This is a genomic window from Synechococcus sp. PCC 7335, from assembly GCF_000155595.1.
Classification (GTDB): domain Bacteria; phylum Cyanobacteriota; class Cyanobacteriia; order Phormidesmidales; family Phormidesmidaceae; genus Phormidesmis.
On sequence record NZ_DS989904.1, the window covers coordinates 273,404 to 287,439 of the forward strand.

Consider the following 14,036-nt stretch of genomic DNA (forward strand, 5'->3'; position numbering starts at 1 on the left):
CTATAGCCAGCCTTGTTTGGTAGCCCTGAAAACGGCCTGGGTTCGAGTTCTAACGCCTAGCTTTCCCAACATGTTTCTGGTGTGAAACTTGACAGTGCGCTCACTGATAAATAGCTGTTTGGAGATTTCGCGATCGCGCAACCCCTGAGCTAACAACATAATCACCTCCTGCTCTCTAGCAGACAAAGGCGACTCCTTCGACAGCGGTTGAGGTGAGGAATTATGTTGAGGTGAGGAATTATTTAGAGTAGACACCTTCAAAGGCGCAGCCTGCGCAAACGCCTGTCCAAACGCCTGTTCAAACGATAGTTCAGCAAACCGTTCTGCGGACTGCTTTGAGCGTGGTATTTGCCATCGTACCTCTGCTACCGTTCTATCGTGACCGATCTGAGTTCGTACCCTTCCCCCCAAGCGTTCAATTTCAATAGAAAGCGCTCTAAGTTCTCGACTCAAAAGAATTAAGGGCTGGTTGTTCTGTTCAATCACATCACCACTGGCTTCAACTGACAGCATTGCCTCTAGAAAGACACTCTCACTTTCATAAACCAAACGACAATACTGGCAAGTTTGTTGATTGAGATGTCTGACAACTAGAAGCAGTACCTGACTAATTTCGGGTTCTAGCGGATGTTCCACCCCTAATAGGCTCAGCCTTTGCGGCCCCAGGATTGCTGCTATTTGTTCTGATAGATAAACAGAGGGCAGCAGTCTTTGAGACTGTTCATGAGGCTGCATTAATCGCATCGCCTCTTGATGATTGAGTGCACTAGCTAGGGTACCTGCAACCGATAGACTCATTATCTGAAATACCTCTAGTAATTCAGGTGCCATTACGTTGTGACTAAAAATAGCAAGTACGCCAATTGCCTGCTGCTTGGCGATCAGTGGCAGTCCCGCAAATCCTTGAATTCTGTTTTTGATCGCCCATTCTCTATCCTTCACCCAATCTTCTTCAGAAAGCGCGTTGCTCAAAAATGGAATGCAGTGCTGGGCGATTTTTCCAACTTTAAAAGCACCCATAGGGACCTGAGCGAATGAGCCATCTAACCGGGTATACAGTCCAGAAGAGGCAACTAGCCGTAAAGCCTTGCGATTATCTTCAACTAGCCAAATCCTAGCAAAGGCACAGTCAAAGATTTCAATCAGGCCATCTGTTGTGCAAGCGGCGATCGCCTCTGCATCTAGCCATCCGGTAAAGCGATTTACCAGCTCGCCGCATCGCTTGAGATCGAACAGCAACCTAGACGCATCCAAATTTTGACGGGATGCAGTATCAGTCACAGGCACTCAGTCATCGGCATACGGCTCTATATCACCATCCATCAAACGTCAAAAGTATCAACAGCGACTGTAGCTTTCAATACGTTCAGCTCGGCAGGGCAAAGATCTAGGCGCGAAGATCTAGGCGCAAAGACTTGGCCCAGAAGATTTGGCCCAGAAGACTTGCTTGCTATGGCAGCGGTTAGTGTTCAGCGCAGGCGCGATCGCAACTGGCCCAATAGGATCTTCCATTGATCTGGTAATGGCGCTTCAGCCGACACGACTGCTTGCGTTATCGGATGGCTTAGCGTCAGTCGAAAGGCATGCAAAGCCTGACCTGGCAACTTTACGCCAGGGAACCTAGTGGACCCATAGTCTGGATCACCAATTATTGGCAAGCCTAGATAGGCACTATGAACGCGAATCTGATGGGTGCGTCCGGTTTCTAGCTGGAAATGTATGAGTGTGTAGTTGCCTAGTCGCTCCACCGTTTTCCAGTGGGTAATGGCAGTGCGCCCGCCCGATTCTACTGGCAGAATCGACATTTTCTTGCGGTGCTTTGGATGACGACCAATAGGTTGATCAATCGTTCCTTGTTCTGCTTTCGGTGCGCCGTTGACGATGCCTAGATACTCACGTTTGGCAGTTTTTGCCTGAATCTGTTGCTGAAGGTTACACAGCGCGGTTTCAGTTTTCGCGACGACCATCGCGCCAGTTGTGTTCTTATCTAGCCGATGCACAATGCCTGGGCGCTGAACGCCTCCCACCCCTGTAAGCTGCTCACCACAGTAAAAGAGCAAAGCATGAACCAGCGTACCCGTCGCGTGACCAGGCGCAGGGTGAACCACCATACCAGCAGGCTTGTTGACGATCAAGAGCTGATCGTCTTCATAGAGAATATCGAGCGGAATATCTTCAGGGGTCAGTTCGTAAGGCTGAGCTTCAGGAACGCTCAAGATAATATAATCACCTGCTGTAACCAGTTCTTTCTTGCGATCGCATACCTCCCCATTCACAGAGACTGCGCCCTGCTCTATGAGCTGCTGCACTCGGTTGCGAGAAAACGCTTCAACATTGTCTGCTAGCCATCGGTCCAAACGCTCAGGCGCGCCGGCTTCAACTGTTCGCTCAATCCCCAATACTCTTAGTTCCTCAGCTTTTAGTTCCTCAGCTTTTTAGCTCCTCAGCTTTCTTCAGCTCTTAGCACCCTAGTATCGTCAACTTTGTATGGCATTCCAGTGCTCTCCATTCACAGGCGATGCGGGCGATAATAGTGGCTGCAGCTCAACTACCTTGCCAATCACGGCGATCGCCGGTGCTTCGAATCCAGTTTTAGCCACCTGATCAACGATATCGTCCAGTGTGCCTATTAGCTGCGCTTGCTCTGGCCGGGTCCCCCAGCGCACCAGTGCAACCGCTGTCGTTTTTGACAGCCCTGCTTCGATCAATGCCTTCGTAATGTTCGGCAAATTGTGGACGCCCATATAAACAACAATCGTCTCCGAGGACTGAGCGATCGCCCCCCAGTTAACATCAGGTCGATACTTGCCCGCAGATTCATGGCCCGTTACAAACGTCACCGAAGAGCTGTAGCCTCGATGCGTCACTGGAATCCCAGCATAGGCAGGCGCTGCAATCCCTGCTGTAATTCCTGGCACCACCTCTACTGGCACACCTGCGGCCATCAAATCGGCCATCTCTTCGCCACCACGACCAAAGACAAACGGATCGCCACCTTTTAGACGGACGATAACCGCTTGCTCCTGCGCCTTTTGTAGTAGGAGTTGAGTAATCTGCGTTTGAGACATCGAGTGTCTACCCCGCCGTTTACCCGCATGAATCCGCTCAGCGCTAGGGTTGATCCAACTTAGAATCGGTTGGCTTACTAGCGCGTCAAACACGACAACATCAGCGCATTCTATCAGCGTCTTTGCCTTCACGGTCATCAGGCCCGGATCGCCCGGACCAGCACCCACTAGATATACTTTTCCTACCGGCGGTTGCGCGGGGGGATAGTCTTGTAAGGATGAAGCATTCAAGTTCGAAAGATCACAAGGCATAGTCGAGAGCAGTTGCGTGATGGAGGCTACGCGTAGTTAAGCAAACTTACTTAGAGCAAGCTGACATCTATGATACGCTCTATAAATTCTATAGATCTTCAGATCTTCTCCTTATCTATCAATTCTCCAGGCGCCAACGAGATCAGGTGCTAACAAGATTGACAATTAGGTTGGCAACCTCACGAGTTGCTCCTAGCGTCGGCAATAGCCGGAACTGTATCTTTGGAAAGCGTTCGGCTAGCTCTTCTGTACGGTGGGCGATCGCATCTGTAATCCCCCCTGAAAATAGAAAGTAAGGCAGAATCGTCAGTCGCTGACAGCCCTGCTGCATCAGCTCAATCACCTGTGTCTCAAGATCAGGCGGCGTCGCCCAATACGCGACTTTCATCTTCACATCGATCCGCCTAGCCAGGCCTTGAATAGCTCTGTTGCCCTTCTTTCTACGACTACCGTGAGCTACTAGCAAAGACCCTTCTGCATCTACTGAAGTCAGCTTGTTTTCCAATACTAAAGAAATATCTTCGTGGCTACCTAAATGAGGACATAGCGTGAGCTGCAAAGACTCTCCTAGCCTTTCTCTTGCTATCTCAATCTCGTGGGGAATATCCTCCATCACATGGACACCAGACATCAAAAAAACAGGTAGCAGCTTCAGCTCCTTTACCCCTGCCGCCCGCAGCCGCAGCCCAAATTCGTAGATCTGCTCACTCAACGGCAGCGCCGCCAATTCCAAACAGGCAGTCCCTACGATAACCTCTGAACTGAGCTGAGTTAGCTTATCCAAGCGGGGCCGGGCCAGCAAAGAAGTAGTGCCCTGAGAAGGAATAGATTGCTCAACCGCCTGGTCTACTGAATTGTCAGCATCGAAGCTCGTAGAATTTCGTCTCAAAGCAGCTTCCAGTTGCGATCGCACCAAGTCTGCCAAGCGGTTCATCGCCTCTTGTGGGCGAGGGTCACGGCTACCATGCGAAATAAGTAAGTATGCAGTTGAAGCAACGACTGGTTTCAAAGCAAACCCCTGTGTGTGTAGATGCTTGATTTCATTGATATCGACTTTTTGAAGCTGTGACCCATGAATATAAATTATTGAAGATTTAATTTACAAAGTGGTGTATCAGAGGTTGCATTTTTACTTTTTCTTCTCACTTTGGCAACCGGCACGCTAGCGGCTAGCCATAGATGCGGATGCGCAGCCAATAGATAAGTATGGAAAGCAGTCTGATTAACACCATCTTTTTCAGCTAATGAGACTGTTCTAAACAACTCCACAAAAGCGACAGGTAGCCAAAAGGTCGGCGTGAAACACAAACGCTTTGAAGAGTGGAGTTTGGTCAAGAAGCAGTGCTATACTGAGTACCGATTATCATGGCGAGCGTGGCCAAGTGGTTAAGGCAGTGGATTGTGATTCCACCATTCGCGGGTTCAAGTCCCGTCGTTCGCCCTCTTCTTAATAACCTCTCCCTATTAGTTTAATTTCGGGGCAGCCCGAAATTTAGCGATCCGTAATGCGCTTAATGTCAATTCAGAAGGGCCTAATAGGTCGCTGTAGCGCTGTATCTTTGCCTAAAAAATGAGGTGGTAGGCGATTATGCGTTTGTCTTACGCTATGTGCCAGCTCAGCAAAACTTCGGTTGGATTTTGTATTCACTGATGTATTCACTGAATTCTCCTGCGCCGGTTGGGCGAGCGCAGCCACATCAAAAACCCTGTGATTATCATGGTCAAAAGCCCTAGCGCATTTAAGAAAGGGTAGATCCACGTCAGGTCAATGTTTCCAAACTTACCTTTATGTAACTCTAGTAGCCACAGGAAATCGCCAGCTTTACTACTCACTGCCGCTATCTGGAAAAGTGTACCAGTTACTAGCGTGATGAGCAGCGGCACAACCAGAAAAGGCACAAGGGTTCTATGTAGTTGACGTAGACGGATTGGATTAAGGTTCATCATATTACTCAAGCGCAAGCTTGTTGGAGCAGCAAGTATCCAGAGTGTAAGCGATTCCTTAAGCTCACGAGGCGCCCCAGTCCCATCACAATCACACTGGCATTTTATGCAAAGCTCACTACACCTGATGGCGCTCTAGAGTTACTGCCCACACAGGCACAGTTCAGCGCCAGCTTATTGGGATAAACTGCTTTGAACACTTTTATATAGAGCTATATAGAGCCGCATGGGTTGTTGGAATAATGTAAAGAATAGCCGGCCTCGGTTGTCATTACTGTTAATAAGTTAGGCCGTTAAGTTAGGAGCAGCTAGTCAGCAGTTTGTGCCCACCAGGCTAGGGAATAGGGCTGCGCCTCTTGAAGAGTAGTCTGCTTCTGGATGACTCTAAGTTTGTAGCGTCCTGTTTCGGGAATGGGGATAAAGATGTGCTCTAGGCTATCTTCAGTACTCACTGAAGACCAAACGCTGTTGTTGATATCGTCTGTATCAGCAGGCAAGAGGTAGAGATCTAGGTTACTGATAGGCTGTCCTCTAAAGCTTTCACCCACATCGAAGTACTCATCAGTGGAGTTGAGCTCTACTATCCGCTCCCAGCTAAGCGTTGCATTAAGATAGCTGCCACCTTTCAGGGGCTGTTCAAATATGTAGTCTTCCGCGCTGCCTGCTGTGGCCAGACTGCTATAGCTCCAACCTTTTTCGGGAATAGCGTCACCGGGTTGCCACTGACCGCCCTCTAGCTGCTCATAGGCTCTAAAGGCATTCAGGTGGCCAGTCCCTAGTTCAGTATGGAGCGGAATGTTTTGACTGCTGTAGGCATCAGACTGAAGCCAATCTTTGCCACCTTCATCGAGCAGGGTGCGGGACATGCCGAGCAGCGATCCATCGCCCGGGTCTTGGATCTTATCAGCAGCGTTAAGCAGCACCGATTTCATCACCAGCGGTTCTCTATAATCTAAGCTCCAACGCGGGGCTCCGGCGCGAAATTGGCGATCGCCAAACTCTTGCAATAGAGCAATAGTCGCAACGACATGTGGAGCGGCGAAGCTAGTGCCACTACTAACATTTCGTTGGCCGTCGGGATCGAACATCTCGATGTCTCTACCCGGTGCGACCAAATTGATTGACCGGCGAGCGCCTACATTTGACTCTACCTCCGGTCCTGGGGTAGCACTAGCAGGTGGCTCGCTAGTCAAGTTAGCTCGATCTAGCCGAACGAAGCGACCATTCATCCGCCGAGAGTAGGCAACATTAATCCCATTGAAGTTGTCAGTAGGAATAGGGATGCCGCCGCGTCCCTGGTTCCCTGCAACCACGTACAGCAGTTTATGTACACGAGAAGACCAGTCGATGCACTGAGTGAGTAGCGCATTTCCATCTAGAGACGCTCTAGGCCTAGGATCACGGCCAAGGGGCTCACCAAAGCTAAAGTTCATCGCCCGGACATCGCCACTGTTTTGAAGAGCGATGTGCTGGGAAGCCAAGCATTCTTCGTTTTGGCCGATGAATTCTGTTAGCGTCCCGATAGCATCTGAGTACAAAACGGCATTAGGAGCGACCCCTTTAAAAGTCTTGTCTTGACTGATCATGACGCTAGCAACGTTGGCCGCATGACCATCAATGGATTCATCTGCGATCGCAGGCCCGTCTAGCTCAAACACTCTTGCTACCCTCACAGTAGAATTTTCAACTGCGATTTTGTCAATTCCGAACTGGCTAGGTCGACCGATTTCTACTTGGCCAATCGCAATCTTACGACCGGTCAGGTTATAGGGTGCTGCTTGCAAACGGCGGGCATCAATGCCGTCACTCCCCACAGACGAAGACAACGCCAGCGCCGGAACACCCGCAATTAAAGCACTCAAACTCAACCCCAGTCCACTAAGACGCGAGCCGAAACGACGTTTAAGGTTATCGTTCGAATTTGCTACTTTATCCGAGGTCATATTGTGTCAGGTTTATAGAAAGTGAACATTTCGGCGTGATGATTGCAGCGCGCGGATGCATGACTTCATGAGGAAGGGTTCACCCTCATGGAGTAGTACCTTCGAGGATACACACAAGACTATTGCATACAGCTTTAGTCATTCAAACCAGTCATCCAAGCCCATCGGTTTGTACGAAGTTACCTACAACACGTGGCACTTTATCCGAGCGTCATAGAGCAACTTTAGCTTAATTTTGATGATGGACCTTTAGACTGTGTGTACCAGAAATGTCACTTTAAGGTGAAGATGCGATCGCCTATCGGCTCAAAATAGCAGAATCAACTACCGTTAAACTATCGGTGAAGCGAAATGTTTTGTTACAATAGCTACAGCCGAAGATAGATCCTCATCTATATCAAACATTCACTTCTTAGGAGGCTGTTCCCTATGGCAAGAACTCAATCTGATAAACCCGTTGTCATTTCACCATCGATTTTGTCTGCGGATTTCAGTCGCCTAGGCGAAGAAATCCGTGCAGTCGACAAAGCTGGTGCAGACTGGATTCATGTTGATGTCATGGACGGTCGCTTTGTGCCTAACATCACTATTGGCCCAATGATTGTGGATGCGGTTCGCCCCCATACAGAAAAGCCCCTCGATGTTCACCTGATGATTGTTGAACCCGAGAAGTATGTAGAAGACTTTGCCAAAGCAGGCGCAGATATTATCTCCGTTCACTGCGAGCACAACGCCTCACCCCACCTGCACCGAACGCTCGGTCAGATCAAGGAATTAGGTAAGCAAGCAGGCGTCGTTTTGAACCCTGGAACTAACCTGGATATGATTGAGTACAGCCTAGAGCTATGCGACTTAATCTTGATCATGAGTGTAAACCCTGGCTTCGGTGGCCAGAGCTTTATTCCAGGCATGGTTTCTAAGGTTCAAAAGCTAAGAGCTATGTGCGATGAGCGTGGCCTCGACCCTTGGATCGAAGTAGACGGTGGATTGAAGAGTCACAACACTTGGCAAGTGCTTGAAGCTGGTGCGAACGCGATCGTTGCCGGCTCAGCTGTCTTCAAAGCAGATGACTATGCTGAGGCGATTGAAAGCATTCGCAATAGCCGCCGTCCTGAGCTGGCTGCTGTCTAAGCACCGTTTACCAGACCTTTCGTAGAATGGCCTTGTGGATAAAAAGCCCTGCTTTCTCTATAGAGAAGGCAGGGCTTTTTAGATTCTAAGTTTTCCGATAAAGCCCATGACGAGGATTGAACTCGTGACCTCACCCTTACCAAGGGTGTGCTCTACCACTGAGCCACATGGGCATCACTACATAAAAACACTACAACAAACCACTATAACGAGGTGGTGGGCCAGGCTGGATTCGAACCAGCGTAAGCATAGCTAGTGGATTTACAGTCCACCCCCATTAACCACTCGGGCACTGACCCTCGCGCTGCAGCCTATAAAATGTATCACACGATGCGCCTAGATGGGAGGGCCACTCTTTCAAAGTATGAATGTCTGCTAAAGGGCTGATAGTGAGCGTGCTGAAGCGGAGAAGACCCGATTGAGAACAGCATTAAGAACGGCGTACAGGTTAAAATGTCGCCTATGAGAGATCTAACGCGCGCCAATATTAATCACTACAAAACCCTGGGTATCACTGAAAGTGCGAGTCAGACTCAGGTAAAACAAGCGTATCGCCAGCTAGCTAAGCAGTTCCACCCCGATAGTCAAAACCGAGGGGCAACTAACGAAAAGATTGCATTGGTGAATGCAGCTTATGAGGTATTAGGCGATGTTGATGCGCGCCAGCAGTACGACGTGGAACGGCAGCTAGTCGCAAAGTCCAAGCAGCGAGAGCGGACTTCTAGGACGGTAGAGTCTCAAAATCAGTATCGAAAGCGAAAAACAACTCGCGTAGACTCGGCGACAATTGAACAGTGGCTTCGTCACGTTTTCAACCCAACCGATCGGCTAATTGACAAGATTATTAAGCCTTTGAAAGCAGAAGTGCGATCGCTCTCTGCGGACCCCTTTGACGATGAGCTAATGGAAGCTTTTCAAACCTATGTGGAGACTTGCCGAGAGAATCTAGAAAAGGCTCAAACAGCCTTCAAATCGATGCCTAACCCAGCGGGTGTAGCAGGAGCAGCGGCAAATATGTATTACTGCTTGAATCAGCTAGAAGACGGTATAGAAGAGATAGAGCGATTTACCTATACCTATGACGAGCACTATTTACATACAGGGCAAGAGCTGTTTCGCATCTCAGCCGGGTTGCGCAAGGAGGCAAAGGCGGATGTTAAAGCAGCACTCTGACTTCGCCGCCACTCAGCTACCGGAAGGTGTTGGGACTTAGTTTGCACTTAAAGTTAGCCCTTAGAATGACAATCAGCGCTGTGCTAAGCGACAGCGAAGGAACAAAACCCGACTGTTCCTAGTCAGCGCGAAGTTGCTACAATATCCGTTCGTATTGTTTGGCCGCTGTTGGGCCTTTCCTATCATGGCTCTTCCTGTTGTCGCAATTATTGGTCGCCCGAACGTCGGAAAATCTATGCTGGTGAATCGGTTTGCTGGGGGGCGGCAGTCGATTGTATTTGATCAGCCGGGTGTGACTCGTGATCGCACTTATCAACCTGCCTTTTGGAAAGACCGCGAATTCTTAGCGGTAGATACAGGCGGACTGGTGTTTGATGACGACACTGAATTTTTGCCCTACATTCGTGAGCAGGCGATGACTGCGCTGAGTGAAGCAGCCGCGGCGCTATTTGTGGTGGATGGGCAGATTGGACCGACAGAAGGCGATCAAGAGATTGCCTCTTGGATGCGATCGCAAAATATTCCGGTCGTATTAGCAGTTAACAAATGCGAATCGCCTGATGAAGGCATTATCCAGGCTGCTCAGTTTTGGGAATTAGGCCTAGGTGAACCCTACGCTGTTTCAGCCATTCATGGTAGCGGCACGGGCGAGCTGCTTGATGCGCTAGTAGAACATCTGCCCCCTGCCGATCAGATCGAGACGGTAGACGAATACCGAGTAGCTATCGTCGGACGTCCTAACGTTGGCAAGTCCAGTATTCTTAATGCCTTTGTCGGGGAAAACCGGTCGATCGTTAGCCCTATTTCTGGCACCACGCGCGATGCGATCGACATGGTAGTCACTCGCGGTGACGGCGATGACCAGAAACGCTATCGATTGATCGATACAGCCGGGATTCGCAAGAAAAAGAATGTAGATTTTGGCCCAGAATATTTTGGCATCAACCGAGCGTTCAAAGCGATTAAACGAGCGGACGTGGTGTTGCTCGTTATCGATGCCTTAGACGGGGTTACAGAGCAAGACCAAAAATTAGCTGGCCGCATAGAAGAAGAAGGGCGAGCCTGCGTGATTGTGGTCAATAAGTGGGACGCAATCGACAAGGACTCTCATACTATCTATGAGTTTGATAAAAAGATTGAGGCTAAGATTCACTTTTTAGGCTGGGCGAAGCGGCTGTATGTCAGCGCGTTGACCGGACAGCGTCTGCCCAAGATTTTGGATGCGGTAGATATGGCAGTTAGCGAGCATCGTCGCCGGGTAAGTACGTCTGTAGTCAACGAAGTTTTAGAAGATGCGGTAAGCTGGCATACGCCACCGACAACCCGGCAAGGCCGACAGGGACGAATTTACTATGGAACGCAGGTGCGATCGCAACCGCCTTCTTTTGCACTGTTTGTGAACGATCCTAAACTGTTTGGTGAAAGCTATCGTCGATACATTGAAAAGCAGTTTCGCCAGAACTTAGGGTATGACGGTACACCGATTCGATTACTGTGGCGGGGCAAGAGCGTGCGTGATGTAGAGCGCGCCCATAGTTCTAGCAATGGGGCGAACCGAGCGACAAAGGTTCGCTATCTAGGCTAGTCGCTAGATCAGCAGAGTCGGTTTGATCAGAACCAAGGGTTATCAACGGCTAAGTCTTGAGGATTTGAGTGAGTAAGAGTTCTAAATGGATTTACTGCGATCGCTCCCTATTGGTCTGTATTTAGAACAGCCAATCACCTGGCTACATAGGCTTGATCCTAGGGTCAAAGTAGCTTGGCTGCTGAGCATACTGCTAGCGCCGATCTTGGCCAATTCAGCTTGTCGAGTGGCCATCGTCGCTTTTTTGGTATTACTGACCATCAGCGCTCGAATTCCTTTACGGGTCTGGCGTCAGCAGATGGGATGGCTGCTATTATTAGGCGCGTTAGTGACTGGCCTACTGCTGATTATGCCTGATGGTATTGCAGTGTCTCAGCAGCCAAGGCTTCCCACCGAGCAGATGATTCAAGCTTGGCCAGAGCCGCTAGCGGCCCCTGAGCTATTGCCAGAGATGCCGACTGCGACTAACTATCGATACGATCTCTTCGATTGGCAGCTGACTCAGCTTCCCCCCTTTAGTTTTTCGATTCAGATCACGCAGCGATCACGTCGAATCGCCATCAAAATCAGCACCTTACTATTCACGCTGCTCTACTCCACTACCTTGTTTTTATTGACCACCGCCCCCGAAGAGATCACGGAGGCCTTTGAACTGCTGATGCGGCCACTGCGAGTATTCAAGCTACCGGTCACTGAAATCGCCCTCACGCTGACGCTTGCCCTGCGCTTTATTCCGCTGGTTTTAGAAGAAGTGCAGAATCTAGTCCGTTCTATTCGCACTAGAGCGATCAAATGGCAAAAGCTAGGTGTTCGAGGAGCGATGCAGATTTGGCTGATGGTAGCCGAGCGGCTGATCCAAAATTTGCTGCTGCGGGCAGAACAGATCTCTAGTGCCATGCAGGTCCGGGGGTTCACAAGTCCGAATACGCACAGAGTGGTCTGGCACCAAATGCGTTTGAGCTGGCGGGATTGGCTGGTGCTAAGTGGACTAGGATTATTTTGGTGGAGCCGGCTAGCCTACGGAGGCGTAGCTTGAGAGGACTATCTCCTTGCTCCATATATTACTGGCAATCTTTGCCACTAGAAGAAAGAACGGGTTCGGATGTTTTTGCTGTTCTTTTTGAGCCTCAAACAGCTCAGCCAGGACCTGCTGGCATCGCAACTCTATTAGAAAGTCCCCATCCGCTACCAGATGATTTTTCATCCAATCAATCTGTATCTAGTCAAGTAGCTAAGCTCGCTCGCTATTCAATCTGTGCAGGCCCCCCTCGAAGCGTAGATAGCCAAACTCAGCTTTGGACACCTCAAATTGGGCATATTGTTCCCTTCTTAGAACAGTTGGGTACGGTAGAGGCACCTCGCTCTGCTGTCTTGATTGAGAAAAAATTAGCGAAAGATGTCCTACCAGAACAGTTGCCTTTCATCGGAGGATGGCTAGGATGGCTAGGCTATGACTTAGCTTGGGAGATTGAGCAGCTACCGTGGCTAAAAGAAGACGCCCTTCCCTTTCCTGTTGCCTTTTGGTACGAACCGACTGAATTTGCTGTGGTTGATCACCAATTGCAGCGAGTGTGGTTAGCCGCGGAAAGTATCGATCAGCTCTTTGATCTAAGTACAAAGTTTCTCAATGCGAAGTTGCCAACCAAGGTGGGATCAACTGGATCTATAGTCAGCTCGATTCCTGAGCAGGATGACTTTGGTAAGACCTCGCCGCCAGTATCCCCATCATCTATATATGAGGGATCTATATATGAGGGATATAGAAGAGGGGATAGAGATAAAGGCATAGGCTGGAAATATATAAACGCAGAGAACAAAGATCGCAACCAGAGCGGGCAAAGGACGCAAAGTTTAAGACTTGAGACCCAAAAAGCAGAATTTATGGCGGCTGTGGCCAAAGCAAAGGCTCACATCAAAGCGGGCGATGTTTTTCAAGTTAATCACTCTTTGCGGTTTCAGGCGCAGACAACGGCTGATAGCTGGAGTGTGTATCAGGCGTTGCATACTATCAATCCTTCACCTTTTGCCAGCTACTGGCATACTCCGTGGGGATCGGTAGTAAGCTGCTCTCCTGAAAGGTTAGTGCAGGCAGAAGGGGGTAGAGCGCAGACCAGGCCGATTGCGGGAACGCGCCCTCGAGGGCAGCATCGATATGAGGATGAGAACTATGCAAAGCAGCTACGGGGCGATCGCAAAGAACAGGCTGAGCACATCATGCTAGTTGACCTAGAGCGCAACGACCTCGGCCGAGTATGCCAGTGGGGAACGGTACAGGTAGAAGAGCTGATGACCATAGAACGCTATAGCCATGTGATGCATTTGGTCAGCAACATAGTCGGCAAACTAACGCCGGAGTGTTCAATGGCACAGCTTATTGTGGCACTGTTCCCTGGTGGGACAATTACAGGCTGTCCGAAGGTTCGCTGTATGGAAATCATTGAGGCACTAGAACCTGTCAGACGCAGCCTCTTTTATGGCTCATGTGGTTACTTGGATCGGCGGGGGCGGCTAGATCTCAATATCTTGATTCGGACGCTGTTACTATCAACCTTAGATAAATCGGATAGCCCAGATAGCGCAACGACCGTTTGGGGACAGGTGGGGGCTGGCATCGTCGCAGACAGCGAGCCTGAAAAAGAGTGGGTTGAGTCTTTGCAAAAAGCCAAAGCTCAACTGCTGGCACTAGGGCTGTAGATACCATAGGAAGACCCTTTAAAGAGACTTAAATGACACAGTCAAGCTAGCTAGTAACGTAATTTCTACAAAATTCTGGGGAAAACGCTGTAAACTCCACTCATGCAAAGATACAGCTATACAATTAGCTGCCTACCGACACAACATCGACGGGCAGTATAGGAAAGTAAAGAAGAATGCTTACTTTGCCAGTAAAGTTGCCAGTTGCCCTGTAACGGGTTAGCCATGAGCATGTCCTTAGCAACG

The 14,036-nt window shown here is 49.6% G+C and carries 11 protein-coding genes and 3 tRNA genes; 6 read left to right on the forward strand and 8 right to left on the reverse strand.

Translation table 11 applies throughout. The features are described from left to right. The 4 genes from S7335_RS28700 to S7335_RS01170 all read right to left on the reverse strand — a co-directional run bounded on the left by S7335_RS28700 (position 1) and on the right by S7335_RS01170 (position 4,329). Entirely contained in the window at positions 1 to 1,281 is a 1,281-nt protein-coding gene (locus S7335_RS28700; RefSeq protein ID WP_227499927.1) for a LuxR C-terminal-related transcriptional regulator, read from the reverse strand. Positions 1,282 to 1,469: 188 nt separating this feature from the next. Further along, entirely contained in the window at positions 1,470 to 2,399 is a 930-nt protein-coding gene (locus tag S7335_RS01160) for an RluA family pseudouridine synthase (protein WP_006455868.1), read from the reverse strand. Between the two features lie 78 nt (positions 2,400 to 2,477). Continuing rightward, on the reverse strand, positions 2,478 to 3,320 hold the full coding sequence (gene cobA, locus S7335_RS01165; RefSeq protein WP_083785024.1) for a uroporphyrinogen-III C-methyltransferase: 843 nt from the start codon (positions 3,318 to 3,320) through the stop codon (positions 2,478 to 2,480). A 142-nt stretch (positions 3,321 to 3,462) separates the two neighbouring features. Next, positions 3,463 to 4,329, reverse strand: a complete 867-nt coding sequence (locus S7335_RS01170) for a sirohydrochlorin chelatase (protein WP_038015369.1) — start codon at positions 4,327 to 4,329, stop codon at positions 3,463 to 3,465. Between the two features lie 359 nt (positions 4,330 to 4,688). Between S7335_RS01170 and S7335_RS01175 the strand changes: the two genes are divergently transcribed. Beyond that, positions 4,689 to 4,761, forward strand: a tRNA-His gene (locus S7335_RS01175). Positions 4,762 to 4,976: 215 nt separating this feature from the next. Here S7335_RS01175 and S7335_RS01180 read toward each other — a convergent pair. Together S7335_RS01180 and S7335_RS01185 are read right to left on the reverse strand one after the other, a co-directional pair. Then, positions 4,977 to 5,219 carry a PepSY domain-containing protein gene (locus tag S7335_RS01180; protein WP_227499928.1) on the reverse strand — a complete coding sequence of 81 codons (243 nt, stop codon included), beginning with the start codon at positions 5,217 to 5,219 and terminating at the stop codon, positions 4,977 to 4,979. Between the two features lie 353 nt (positions 5,220 to 5,572). Continuing rightward, on the reverse strand, positions 5,573 to 7,207 hold the full coding sequence (locus S7335_RS01185) for a S8 family serine peptidase (RefSeq protein WP_050765754.1): 1,635 nt from the start codon (positions 7,205 to 7,207) through the stop codon (positions 5,573 to 5,575). 429 nt (positions 7,208 to 7,636) lie between these two features. Here S7335_RS01185 and rpe point away from each other — a divergent pair, with 429 nt between their 5' ends. After that, positions 7,637 to 8,338, forward strand: a complete 702-nt coding sequence (gene rpe, locus S7335_RS01190; protein WP_006455729.1) for a ribulose-phosphate 3-epimerase — start codon at positions 7,637 to 7,639, stop codon at positions 8,336 to 8,338. 101 nt (positions 8,339 to 8,439) lie between these two features. Here rpe and S7335_RS01195 read toward each other — a convergent pair. Together S7335_RS01195 and S7335_RS01200 are read right to left on the reverse strand one after the other, a co-directional pair. Next, positions 8,440 to 8,511 (reverse strand) — tRNA-Thr (locus S7335_RS01195). A gap of 41 nt (positions 8,512 to 8,552) precedes the next feature. After that, positions 8,553 to 8,637, reverse strand: a tRNA-Tyr gene (locus tag S7335_RS01200). A 163-nt stretch (positions 8,638 to 8,800) separates the two neighbouring features. On the opposite strand from S7335_RS01200, the gene S7335_RS01205 reads away from it, so the two are divergent. From S7335_RS01205 to S7335_RS28710, 4 genes are all read left to right on the forward strand, one after another. Continuing rightward, the gene (locus S7335_RS01205) at positions 8,801 to 9,511 is read left to right on the forward strand and encodes a J domain-containing protein (protein WP_038016714.1); all 711 of its coding nucleotides are present in this window, start codon (positions 8,801 to 8,803) and stop codon (positions 9,509 to 9,511) included. 184 nt (positions 9,512 to 9,695) lie between these two features. Then, complete coding sequence (gene der, locus S7335_RS01210; RefSeq protein WP_038015372.1) at positions 9,696 to 11,096, forward strand: ribosome biogenesis GTPase Der; 1,401 nt, start codon at positions 9,696 to 9,698, stop codon at positions 11,094 to 11,096. Between the two features lie 85 nt (positions 11,097 to 11,181). Then, positions 11,182 to 12,132: an energy-coupling factor transporter transmembrane protein EcfT gene (locus S7335_RS01215; protein WP_006454989.1), complete on the forward strand. Its 951-nt coding sequence runs from the start codon at positions 11,182 to 11,184 to the stop codon at positions 12,130 to 12,132. A 38-nt stretch (positions 12,133 to 12,170) separates the two neighbouring features. Then, entirely contained in the window at positions 12,171 to 13,790 is a 1,620-nt protein-coding gene (locus S7335_RS28710; RefSeq protein ID WP_006454329.1) for a chorismate-binding protein, read from the forward strand. Positions 13,791 to 14,036 lie beyond the last annotated feature (246 nt).

Bases quoted from the DNA above. Each gene is read 5' to 3' on its own strand.
- cobA (WP_083785024.1), bottom strand. From the start codon at position 3,320: ATGCCTTGTGATCTTTCGAACTTGAATGCTTCATCCTTACAAGACTAT.
- S7335_RS01185 (WP_050765754.1), bottom strand. From the start codon at position 7,207: ATGACCTCGGATAAAGTAGCAAATTCGAACGATAACCTTAAACGTCGT.
- rpe (WP_006455729.1), top strand. From the start codon at position 7,637: ATGGCAAGAACTCAATCTGATAAACCCGTTGTCATTTCACCATCGATT.
- S7335_RS01205 (WP_038016714.1), top strand. From the start codon at position 8,801: ATGAGAGATCTAACGCGCGCCAATATTAATCACTACAAAACCCTGGGT.
- der (WP_038015372.1), top strand. From the start codon at position 9,696: ATGGCTCTTCCTGTTGTCGCAATTATTGGTCGCCCGAACGTCGGAAAA.
- S7335_RS01215 (WP_006454989.1), top strand. From the start codon at position 11,182: ATGGATTTACTGCGATCGCTCCCTATTGGTCTGTATTTAGAACAGCCA.